Source organism: Oceanobacillus limi (assembly GCF_900111445.1).
GTDB lineage: Bacteria > Bacillota > Bacilli > Bacillales > Amphibacillaceae > Ornithinibacillus > Ornithinibacillus limi.
The window spans coordinates 52,410-64,703 of the sequence record NZ_FOHE01000003.1 but is presented as its reverse complement, the minus strand read 5'-3'; the positions used below and the strand labels follow the sequence as shown (position 1 = coordinate 64,703).

The 12,294-nt window shown below is 36.8% G+C and carries 9 protein-coding genes; 4 read left to right on the top strand and 5 right to left on the bottom strand.

The genetic code is table 11. The features are described 5' to 3' along the window. Window positions 1-29 precede the first annotated feature (29 nt). The 5 genes from BMX40_RS04545 to BMX40_RS04525 all read right to left on the bottom strand — a co-directional run bounded on the left by BMX40_RS04545 (window position 30) and on the right by BMX40_RS04525 (window position 6,354). Window positions 30-1,418 carry an S-layer homology domain-containing protein gene (locus tag BMX40_RS04545; RefSeq protein WP_090867300.1) on the bottom strand — a complete coding sequence of 463 codons (1,389 nt, stop codon included), beginning with the start codon at window positions 1,416-1,418 and terminating at the stop codon, window positions 30-32. Between the two features lie 93 nt (window positions 1,419-1,511). Continuing rightward, entirely contained in the window at window positions 1,512-3,599 is a 2,088-nt protein-coding gene (locus BMX40_RS04540) for a S8 family peptidase (RefSeq protein ID WP_090867298.1), read from the bottom strand. 353 nt (window positions 3,600-3,952) lie between these two features. After that, window positions 3,953-5,107 (bottom strand): DegT/DnrJ/EryC1/StrS family aminotransferase, encoded by a 1,155-nt coding sequence (locus BMX40_RS04535; protein ID WP_090867296.1) that lies wholly within the window; start codon window positions 5,105-5,107, stop codon window positions 3,953-3,955. Window positions 5,108-5,126: 19 nt separating this feature from the next. Then, window positions 5,127-5,750 (bottom strand): acetyltransferase, encoded by a 624-nt coding sequence (locus BMX40_RS04530; protein WP_244513357.1) that lies wholly within the window; start codon window positions 5,748-5,750, stop codon window positions 5,127-5,129. Next, the gene (locus BMX40_RS04525) at window positions 5,743-6,354 is read right to left on the bottom strand and encodes a sugar transferase (protein WP_090867700.1); all 612 of its coding nucleotides are present in this window, start codon (window positions 6,352-6,354) and stop codon (window positions 5,743-5,745) included. Before BMX40_RS04525 ends, BMX40_RS04530 begins: the two co-directional genes overlap by 8 nt. Before the next feature lie 286 nt (window positions 6,355-6,640). On the opposite strand from BMX40_RS04525, the gene BMX40_RS04520 reads away from it, so the two are divergent. From BMX40_RS04520 to BMX40_RS04505, 4 genes are all read left to right on the top strand, one after another. After that, complete coding sequence (locus tag BMX40_RS04520) at window positions 6,641-7,927, top strand: glycosyltransferase family 4 protein (protein ID WP_090867293.1); 1,287 nt, start codon at window positions 6,641-6,643, stop codon at window positions 7,925-7,927. Continuing rightward, complete coding sequence (locus tag BMX40_RS04515; RefSeq protein ID WP_090867291.1) at window positions 7,911-9,230, top strand: nucleotide sugar dehydrogenase; 1,320 nt, start codon at window positions 7,911-7,913, stop codon at window positions 9,228-9,230. Before BMX40_RS04520 ends, BMX40_RS04515 begins: the two co-directional genes overlap by 17 nt. Window positions 9,231-9,329: 99 nt before the next feature. Then, on the top strand, window positions 9,330-10,331 hold the full coding sequence (locus tag BMX40_RS20530) for a cyclin family protein (protein ID WP_211753613.1): 1,002 nt from the start codon (window positions 9,330-9,332) through the stop codon (window positions 10,329-10,331). A 176-nt stretch (window positions 10,332-10,507) separates the two neighbouring features. Then, window positions 10,508-12,277 carry an S-layer homology domain-containing protein gene (locus BMX40_RS04505; RefSeq protein WP_090867287.1) on the top strand — a complete coding sequence of 590 codons (1,770 nt, stop codon included), beginning with the start codon at window positions 10,508-10,510 and terminating at the stop codon, window positions 12,275-12,277. Window positions 12,278-12,294: the final 17 nt, after the last annotated feature.

Genomic DNA, 12,294 nt, shown 5'->3' with positions numbered 1-12,294 from the left:
AATTAGGGGCTGTCCTTTTATCTATACTTTTATTCAACCAACGTACGATATATAAACAAAGCAAACTGAGAACGAGTAACATCTTCGTTTGGACGATATGGGTCAGCAATCGTTATTTCATTAAAATATAACGTATTAATCGGCTCATAGTTCCATATGGAAGACTGATCCTCGAAAACATGATCTTCTGTTGGTTCTTGATAATATGCATCGAACGCTCGCACTAAAACAGATGCCATTTGAGAACGAGTTAAATATTCCTGTGGCCGTAATTTTCCACCTACTCCAAGATAGCCATTATATTCCGCTTTTGCGAGTGCATCATAATAAGGGTTATTTTCTGAAACATCATCTGCTTGCATTTCATAATCACTTGGCATTTCCATATCTAAGATCCGATCAAGTATCACCGCTACATGCTCTCTTCTAAGAGGTTCCTCTGAACCAAAGCTTCCATCTTGGAATCCTGTGACATATTCATTCATCGCTAAGAAATATAGTGCCGCAGCCCTTTCATCTGTAATTGGGTCAGAAAATGTAAAATCTTGATTCGCTTGATTCAAATAAGCAGAGCTAGCATATCCATCTGCAGATATACCCTCAAGCTTATAGTAACTAAAATCATTATTTATATTGGATGATTCAAAAGGTCCATCAACTACTTCTAGTGGTGTATAAGGAATTAACTTCGTAATGTCTGCATTTGGAGCTAGTGATGATCGAAAGTTAATTGCACCATCTCTTCCATCAATATAAATTAAATCTCCAGGTTGATACATTTGTTGCGATGGAGTTATAGTCATCGTTGTATAGGATACCCCAGGTGGGAACTTCATCGTGTCGTCACCTGTATCATATCTAATATCAAATTCTGGAAATTCAAAATGTGACCCGCTCCAATAAATTAGTGAAGATCCTTCGATTCTACTATACACATCCTCCTGATAGGTATCACCAGGATGCAAGTTTGGATCGTTCCTTTTAGAAAGGCCATTATAAGCTGTTATCGGAAAATACCATTCTTCTAATACCTCTCTATCCTGATTATTCACACTAGGAAGGTATGTTAGGTCCCATTTACTATCTAGTACGCTTGCACCTATTTCGATATTGTATTCGATATCATATTTTAGGCGCTCTTCATCTACGACAATATCAATTTTTTCTGGAGTTACCTGCATGATCCCAATACCGCCGTCTTCGGAAATATAAGGTTCTCCATTTTGAAATTGCCGGTATCCACTTTCTTCATAGGCAATCGCCTTTAAAATTTCAGGTGGGATATCATATGCTATTGCTTTCTCTGTAATAATTTGTTTTACCTCATCAATAGGTGGTTGGGTTGCATCTGCGGCTACACCTTGCATTCCACTTAGTAGTATTATAAGTAAGAGCATAACCGTGAACATTTTTTTCATCGAATAAAACCTCCTTATTCTATAATTTTGTATATTCCGTATCTAATAGAAACTTGTAATCTAGTATATATATGTTTGTAAATATTTACAAGATTAGTAGGATGCTGGAGTGACATTCATTGCACGATAAACAAAAGAAGCAAATTGTGCTCTTGTAACACGCTCATATGCACGGAAATTAGTTTCCGTTGTGATTCCATATTGTTTTAAAATCTTAACATTACTGCGATGGGAAGGAGAGACAGCATTCAGGTTTACATCGGTTTCTTCCCCAGTATCTGTTAGCTCAAAAGCTCGAACAATTATCGTAGCCATTTGTTCTCTGGTCATTGGTCCAAATTTGAAGTTACCTTGATCCCCAAGAAAAATACCAGCTTCATATGTTGCTCCAATTTCATTCGCATACGTATACGTTTCACTTACATCATTAAAGTTTTTCATTACCTCTGTTAAATTAGCTGGATTCGGTAACTCTAGTACTTTAGCAAAAATCTTAGCTGCATGCTCGCGAGATAAGTCATTTTCCGGTCGAAACTGTCTTGAACCATCTGTCATTGGATACCCATTGATTGCCCCACGCTTCACCAATGCTTGAATACCATCATAATGGGAAGATTTATTACTAACATCTATAAAGTGCACAAGACTTGTATCTCCAGTAAGAATTAATTGATATGGTGACTCAGACCAACGGGTGTTCCTATCATAAACGTTGATTTGGTAGGTTCCTTTACTTAATTCTAATGGAATTTCACCAGTTTGATTTAATCCCTGCAAAATTTCGAATGGAGATCCTTCACCTTTTCTGTAAAGCTCTCCAACAATATTCAGTACGTTATCATCGGAACGTACCGATACATTAATCTCCATGTCATTTGGTACCTCAAATTCAAACCAATCCTGGTCACGAGGAATTTGTAAGTATTCACTTTCTTCCGAGTTTAGATTAATAGAATAACTATCTTGTTTACTATTCGAAACATCATTTTTCATGTCTGGTGAATCTAACGTAATCGATTCAAACACATCAATTACTCCATAACCTAATTGAGGCTCCCAAGCTCCTGTTGAATAACGACCATTAATTGCACCCTTTTCGATCGCCCACTCAATCATCGCAGGTGTCCATTGGGGATGTTTCGCCTTCAGCATTACAGCTAACCCACTTACCATTGGTGCCGCAAAAGAAGTTCCCTGTCCCTTCGCGTAACCACCCATAAGCGTACTCAAAATCTCTGTTCCTGGTGCACCTACATCAAGCGTTGTACCATAGTTTGAGAAATCAGCTCTTGCTAAATTCGGATTATAATTAGTTGAGATTTGCTGCATTGCTCCTACACTGATAACGTTTGGATACGATGCAGGATACATCAATTGCGTATTTCCATCATTTCCAGAAGCAGCTACAAGTACGATCCCTTGATTATAAGCTTCTTCTAATGCTGCCTCCTCTAGAAAGTTTCTAGATAGCCCACCATAGCTCATATTGATAACATCTACCCCTTGATCGATGGCATAGTAGATCCCTTCAATAATGTTACTAGATAGCATTTCCCCACTATAATTCCCTACCTTAATAGGTAAAACCTTAGCTTGCTTAGTCATGCCAGCCATACCGGTTTCATTAATATTAGCGGCAATTATTCCAGAAATAAACGTCCCATGTCCGTTATCATCTTCAGGATCGGAATCATTATTGTAAAAGTCATAACCTGGAAGTATTTTTCCATTTAAATCAGGGTGGTCAGCCTGTATACCAGTATCGATGACCGCTACTGTGATACTGGTATCATCATTTGTTAATCCAATAGCCTTCTGTTGATTAATTGTATCCAAATACCATTGCTGGCTATAATATGGTTCTCCAGAAAGATTACTATTATCAACAGATCGCACTTCATTTGGTTCAACACTTCGAATATTTTTATTCTGTTCCAAATTATTGATTACTTCCGAATAATTCAGTTGATCTGGAACTTCATATACATAAATATTATTTCTTTTCAATAATTGACTCGTTTCAACCACTTCTAAATCATATGGCATCATATCCGCTGCCAAAGGTTCATTATATTGAACAACTACTTGTCGATTCTCCAATTTACCTTCCGAATCCTCTGCTGAGATCGAAGGACTAATTGAAATAAATAAAAAAAGAAAAAGAACGATTACTCTTCGCATCTAGTATTCCCCCGTTGTGTTATTCATTTTGGTATTTTTCTATTATACTAGATTTTTTGGTTGATTAGGGAAAGAGATTTTTTTTATAGATAGAAAATTATAGAAACCCTATTTAAAATTAATACGAATCAGCTAGTTTCTAAATGAAAATCGCTTGCAGGAATGATATAAAAAGCACCCTGGAACTATTCCAGAATGCTTAACCAGGTAGAACCTCGAATTCCTATAGTTATTTAATGGAAACACGAATTTAGACTTAATCCTTCTACGCTGTTGCGTCCATTTCTGGAGCCATCATTTCGATCTATATCGTTCTCCTCATCCTTTCAAGCACTAACTCTCTAATAATAGAATCAGCCCTTCTTCTCTACCCTAGCTTTTATGAGGCGAATAATCCGGTTTTGATCTTCTTCACTCAGATTTGATCCACTCGGTAAACAGACCCCATGATCAAACAAACGATCTGACATACTATCCCCTTCTTCATGCGGATAATATTTGGTTGAAGCAAACAACGGTTGGAGATGCATTGGCTTCCATACTGGTCGAGCTTCGATGTTTTCATCCCCTAACAATTGAATAATCTCCGTTCGATCAATCCCAGCTTGTGTCGGATCGATTGTCAAAGCTGTTAACCATCGATTAGATATTGTTTCCTCTAATTCCGGTTGAAAATCAAACCCTGGAATATCGCTAAGCGCTTCATAATATCTATCAAAAATTTCTCTACGTGCTCGTACCCGTTCATCCAGCACTTCAAGCTGACCTCTTCCAATTCCTGCTACGATGTTACTCATCCGGTAATTATAACCGACTTCACTATGCTCATAATGGATAGCCGGATTCCGTGCTTGGGTAGATAGGAATCTACTTTTATCCAAAGCTTCTATATCATTTGATACAAGTGCACCTCCACCAGATGTGGTAATAATTTTATTTCCATTAAATGAATAGATTCCAAATGTACCAAAAGTACCACTTTTTCTACCTTTGTACTCACTTCCTAATGACTCTGCAGCATCTTCTATAACTGGAACGCCATAGGAATCACAGATAGACATTAATTCATCCATGCGTGCACTTTGGCCATACAAGTTAACAATAATAACTGCTTTCGGTAATTTTCCTTCTTTGTTCGCTTCTGAAAATGCCCTTTCTAACGCCTGCACTGACATATTCCATGTCTCCGGTTCAGAGTCAATTAATACTGGTGTTGCTCCTTGGTAAAGGACTGGATTGACACTAGCGATAAAAGTCAACGATGAACAAAACACGGTATCTCCAGGACCAATATCCAATAGCCTTAATGCCAAATGAATTGCTGCTGTACCAGAATTAACTACTGCTGCGCCTTGTACATTGTTATACGCTGCTAACTCTTTTTCAAACCCCTCCACATTATTACCTAATGGAGCGATCCAATTTAAATCAAATGCCTCTTGTATGTATTTTTGCTCATTCCCACTCATATGTGGAGAAGATAGGAAAATTCTATCTTGTTTTTGCATGCTATCATCTCATTTCATTCTACTTTTTCATTTCTTTTGCAGGTACACCTACAACTGTTTGATTGTCTCCAAAATCCCGTACAACTACAGCACCAGCGCCTACAGTACACCACTTACCGATAGATTTCACCTGGATAATTGTTGCCCCCGCTCCAACATGCGTTCCTTCTCCAACCGTAACGACACCTGATAAGGTTGCATTTGGAGAAATATGTACGTAATCAGAAATCCTATTATCATGCTCGACGACAGCATTTGTATTAATAATACAATGATGTTGTACTTCTGTATCTGCATTGATGACAACACCTGGCATGATTACCGTTCCATTCCCAATTTTAGCCGAATTACTGATTACGGTACGAGGGTGTATGAGTGACTTATACCTTGATAATGGAATATCGAGCTCTTCGTATACTTTCTTTCTAATCGCATTATTTCCAATGGCAATACAAAAGTCATAGGACTCATAATCCAATTGCTTAATATAGCTCGTGTTCGCATAGATGACTCCGTTCTTTTCAACCGTTTGCTCATATTTTTCATCAACAATTGCATATAATTGCAATTCTTTATTAGTTGCTACAATGTCCTGAACTACCTTACTATGACCACCTGCACCAATTAAAATCAATTTACTCATGCTCAAAGTCCCCCGGTGTTCCTCTGAATTTTTCAATAGTGGCTTGTCCTTCTTGATTAATTCCTTCTGATTTTACGACCTTCAAAGCAGTCAAAAAAAGGATCTTCAAATCGAGCCAAAAGGACTGATTATCCACATACCATACGTCTAGCTTAAACTTTTCTTCCCAGCTTAACGCATTCCTTCCATTAACCTGAGCCCAACCTGTGATGCCTGGTTTAACATCATGACGACGTGCCTGTTCAGGATTATACAATGATAGATACTCCATTAATAAAGGACGTGGGCCAACTAAGCTTATGTCACCTTTTAGCACATTAAAAAGCTGCGGAAGCTCATCAATGCTCAATTTACGGATCAACTTCCCAAACCTTGTTAAACGGACATGGTCTGGAAGCAACGCTCCGCTTTCATCTACCTCATCCGTCATTGTTCGAAATTTATATACTTCAAACGGCTTTCCAAATTGTCCAGGACGTACTTGTTTAAAAATAACGGGTTTTCCCAGCTTCATTCGTATTAAAATGGCCGCGATCACCATAATTACCGAAAATAGTATAATTCCTAGTATTGAAACTAGAATATCAAAGCTTCTTTTAACCATCATCACCCAACTCACCGATGTTTTATTATGTAATCTACAATCTAGTCACTCTATTTTAACACACGAAAAAACAATTCAGCTAACGCACCATCTCTAACCACATTTTCAGAAAGAAACTACTTATACAAGTACGAAAGTGTATGTTTACTTATAGCCATTTAATTTATGGTATAATTATATACCAAAGTTCACGGGTAGATAACAAATTGACTAGAAAAGTACACATCATTTAATCGTGTACACTCGATTATTAAGAGCTTTTAACAGTTAGGAGATAATAGAGAGCATGCATAATAAAAAGATTTGGATAATGAACCACTATGCAACAGATAATTTTTACAACAAGGGTGGGCGTCATTATTGGTTTGCTGAAAACCTAATAAAAAATGGATACGAACCAACCATTTTTTGTGCCAATACTAGACATAATTCAAATGATGTAATCCATATTGATCACGGAAAATTCGCTTCAAAAGTATCTGATACGATTCCATTTGTTTTTGTTAAAACAAGTCCTTACCATGATAACGGTATCGATCGGATCAAAAATATGCTTTCTTTTTATAAGAACTTATTTCCAGTTGCAAAGGAAATTGCTAACCAATACGGAAAGCCAGATGTTATTTTAGCATCAAGTGTTCATCCACTTACCCTAGTAGCAGGAATTAAAATCGCCAAAAAGCTAGGGGTTCCTTGCATTTGCGAAGTAAGAGATTTATGGCCAGAAAGCATTGTTGCTTATGGAATTCTAAAACGAGAAAACCCATTCGCTAAACTACTTTACCAAGGAGAGAAATGGATTTATAAAAAAGCAGATGCGATCATCATGTCTTGGGAAGGTGGTAAGGATTATATAGTTGAACAAGGTTGGGATACAACGGTCGATGTATCAAAGGTTTATCATATAAGTAATGGTGTGGTTTTGGATACATTTGATCAAAATAGCACAAATTATCCAATAGAAGATGCTGATTTAGAAAACAATAATTATAAAAACGTCGTCTATACTGGATCGATCCGAAAGGTAAATAACCTCGGAGCACTATTAGATGCAGCAAAGATTATTCAGCAAAAAGGAAACCAAAATATACGGTTTTTGATCTACGGTTCAGGAAACGAACTGGACATGCTAGAAAAAAGATGTGAGGATGAAAAGATAAATAACGTTATTTTCAAAGGGCAGGTTGAGAAAAAACAAGTGCCTGCAATTTTGAAAAAGGCAACGATCAATATCTTACATAATTCTAGTACTTCTCTTGATCGATTTGGTCAAAGCCAGAATAAGCTATTCGAATACCTTGCAGCTGGAAAATGTATTGTACAGACGTATACAACAGGATATAGCGTTATTGAAAAATATCATTGTGGAATTAGTGCACCAAAACAAACTCCTGAAGACATTGCAAAAGCCGTGATTACGGCCTGTAGTAATGAAGAAGAGACCATAGAGATGGGAAACAATGCTAGAAATGCTGCTTATGATTTCGACTTTTCTATACTTACGAATAAACTGATCAACATAGTGGAGCATGTTACCGAAAGTGAGGGATCATCAAATGAGCCTATACGATAGAATAATGAACAAACAAGAAAAGGTTGCTATTATCGGGCTTGGGTATGTAGGGATGCCTTTGGCTGTAGCATTTGCGAAAAAATTGAGTGTTATAGGTCTTGATTTAAATAAAGAAAAAATAGACATGTATAAATGTGGAGTTGATCCTACGAATGAAGTGGGAGATAAAGCCATTGAAGAAACAAGCGTTGAATTCACTTCCGATGAAACGCAATTAAAAAAAGCAAAATTTCATGTCGTCGCTGTTCCAACACCGATCAATTTAGATAAAACCCCAGACCTCTCACCAGTTGAGAAAGCGAGTGCAACCGTTGGACGCAACCTTACAAAGGGATCAATTGTTGTGTACGAATCGACCGTTTATCCTGGAGTAACCGAAGATATTTGTGTGCCGATACTGGAAAAGGAATCCGGACTAACATGTGGTGTTGACTTCACGATCGGTTACTCACCAGAGCGAATCAATCCAGGAGATAAAGTGAATACACTTGAAAAGATAATTAAAATTGTTTCAGGAATGAACGAGGAAACATTAGAAGAAATCGCTAAGGTATATGAACTAATTATCGAAGCAGGGGTTTACAAAGCAAGTTCCATAAAGGTTGCCGAGGCTGCTAAGGTTGTTGAAAATAGTCAACGGGATATCAATATTGCGTTCATGAATGAACTTGCTATGGTATTTGATCGGATGAACATCGATACTAAAGATGTAATTGATGCAATGAACACAAAATGGAATGCCTTAAACTTCCATCCTGGTCTCGTTGGAGGTCATTGCATTGGAGTCGATCCGTATTATTTTGTATATGAAGCGGAAAGACTCGGATATCATAGCCAAATCATCTTATCTGGTCGGAAAATCAATGACGGTATGGGTAAATTTGTAGCAGACGCTATTATAAAGAATCTCATTTTAGCAAATAAAGTTGTCAAACAATCAAAAGTTGTTATACTAGGTGTTACCTTTAAAGAGAACTGTCCTGACATTCGGAATTCAAAAGTGATTGACATTATAACTGCACTACAAGATTATTCTATCGAACCTGTAGTCGTTGATCCACTCGCAAATTCGGAAGATGCACAGAAAGAGTACGGAATTGAATTAAAACAATTACATGAAATTAACGATGCAGACTGCCTTGTATTCGCTGTCGCACATAATGATTTCAAAAATCTTACCCAAGAGGAAATTAGCAAGATGTTTGGCGAATTTGATGCAAACGAAAAAGTTATTATTGATGTAAAGAGTATCATGAACAAGCGGGAAATGGTAAATAAAGGATATCGTTATTGGAGACTATAATCAGCAAGTGTCTGCACACCGCATTCGAACAACTTGAATTTATCCAAGCTTTCCCTCATAATGAAAAAAGTTATATATATGAAACGTGAGGTGCCAGATGTGAGCAAGATAAAGAGAAATGATCCTTGTCCTTGTGGAAGTGGTAAAAAGTATAAAAAATGTTGTGGCTTCCATAAAACATCAAATCAGAATACCCCAAAGATGAATGATGAACTGAATCGTATCCATCAAGATTTCATTACCGATGCGATCAATAAGTACGGGGATAAGATGGAAGAAGTACACCAACAATACGAAAAGCCAACATTACAGGGTGAGGCATTAGAAATATATAACACCGGGCTAAACCTTTGGATGCCGTTCCATGTTCCGTGTTTCAAAAATAACGAAACAATATTTGATGTGTTTTCTAAGAAAAAGTCATCAGCTCTTAGTGGACAAGCGAAAGGTTTATTTGCACAGTGGAAAAACTGCTCTCCATCTGTATATGAGATTGTATCAAAATCAAGTGAACAAACGTTTGTAACCGTGAATGATCTAGGAACAAACGAAACATATAAAATCCCATACCATCAAGGAGAGGAATTCTCAATTGGTAGTCTCGTCATTGGGATACTTGTACCTTTAGCAGACCACTATAGCTTCTTCTTCACAATTATTAAGCTATATCAGCATGATAAAGAACGAATCAAACACTTACTCGAACAATATTCGGATGGAAAAGATAAGCTTAGCAAGAGCTTTCCAGACTTTTTAGGAGATACCCTTACGCTTGGTATGGAAACATCTGAATGGAGTAATTCGTTACATGAACAAGTAGCACAAGTATTTGCTAATCATTTAGTCGATAAAAACATACCAGATGATATTCTTTTTAAAGGGGTTAATCTTTGGAAACAGTATTGCGAAAAAGAAAACCCATCGCTTAAAAATGTAGATTCATACGCAGCGGCACTAGAGTATTTAGTACAAAAATCCCTGTTGAATAATGAATCGTTAACTCAGAGTCAACTTGCTGAGGAATATAATGCCTCTGCTGGTACAGTATCAACAAATTATCGCAAGCTTACAACTATATTAGAGAATGAATTGAAAAAGTAATCAACCAGTAAAACCTTTTTCGAATACTCTTTGTAGAAGTCGCATACTACAAAGAGTATTTTTTTATATAATCAAAAAAAGTTGGAGATCCATAAAAAAGTGGTTCAAAAGTCATGCGATTTACGGTATGATTGTAGTGGAAACGATTTCCATTATTATACACAGGGGGACTTTTTATGCAGAAGAGAAATCTATTAATCTTCGTAGTAGCGACGTTATTTTTTGGACTTATAACATCCGTTCATCTCACTACTACAGAAGCAGCAGGAAAACCTACATACACGATTACACCTAACAGCAAGACCTATAATGGTAATTTTACGAATTATTCTACTTATAATTCTAAAACAAAACATTATTACTTGATTCGCTCGTACTTGGAGCAGTTAGAAGAAACTGGTGGAGGTACGCTAGTTTTAAAGAAAGGTACATATACAGTTACGAATGTATTGTATGTACCGTCCAATGTAACTATTAAGCTACAAGATGGAGTAAAACTAGTAAAAGGATCTGATTCAGGTACGGATCAATTCAATGCATCGAAATCATTATTCCAATTCGTTGCACCTTCTGTCTCTAAAAAAGAAGGTATATACGGTGGATATAATGGAGAGAAAAACATTTCAATTATTGGTTATGGTTCAGCAACTATTGACTTAAAGTATATTAAAAATAGTCTTGCAATCATTGCAGGACATAACCAAAATATAACAATCAAAAATATCCGTTTCCAAAACATGTACTCTGGTCACTTTATTGAAATGGATGCAACAAAGAATGCTGTTATTAGCAACAACGAATTCATAGGTTCTAAACCTTCTTCCAAAAAAAATAAAGAAGCAATTAATCTGGATACACCTGATAAGGCCACAAATGGCTGGAGTCAAAAATGGAGCACGTACGACCGGACTCCAAATTCGGATGTAACAATTGAAAATAACACCTTTTATGATTTAGATAGAGCTATTGGTACTCATAAATATTCCGGTGGGAAGTACCATGACCAGATTGTCATAAAATATAATAAAATCGAAAAGATGCGCATGGATCCGATTCGAGTAATGAACTGGAGTAACGCAATTATCGAAAACAACCGCTTCAAAGATGTCGACCCTAGTTCAGGGAATAATAACCGAGGAATTTTAGTTAGTGGAGCAACTAATCCGATGTTCCAAAAAAATGTATTTATTAATATACCTCGAGCAATGCAATTTATGGCTTGGAAAAACAGTGGTCCAGGATCTGAATATGAGACAACATATAATGAATTGAGCCAAAAGAATTTAGAAGCACTTTCCACTAATACTGTTGTTGATTATGTAGAGGACTTCATTCGAATCAATCATGTCTACAATAAGTATGATAAAGCGAATACAGACTATATTGATGTTACAACTAGCAACTTTTCTGATGTAAGTGCACAAAACTCTCATTATGATGGGATCATCTATTGGTCCGAGAAGAATGTCATCAATGGCTTCCCTGGTAAGGATGGAATTAAGGAATTTAAATCCTATGATAATCTAAGTCGTTCACATACGGCAGTAATGTTTAGTAGAGCATTGAATCTACCTGTACCTCAGGATGTAGATTCTATTCTAACCAATTTTGATGATATTTCAGAAGATCACCCATATGCTGACGAGATTGCAGCTTCGTATGCAGAAGAGATTTTTAAAGGTAATAATGGACAATTTATGGACGATCGTTCACTAACAAGAGAACAAATGGCAACCGTTCTTGTAAAAGCCTATAACCTGCAAGATAACGGTGATAATGTAGCAATGGATATGGAAGGTGTCGATCCTTCTCACCAAGAAAATGTACAAATCATCGCAAACCTTGAAATAACAAACCAATTAACGAATTTCCGCCCAGCAGATCCGGTCACGCGTGGACAATTCGCAACATTTTTATACCGAGCAGAACAAGCTACAAATCAGTAAACATAATTAAAAACCCT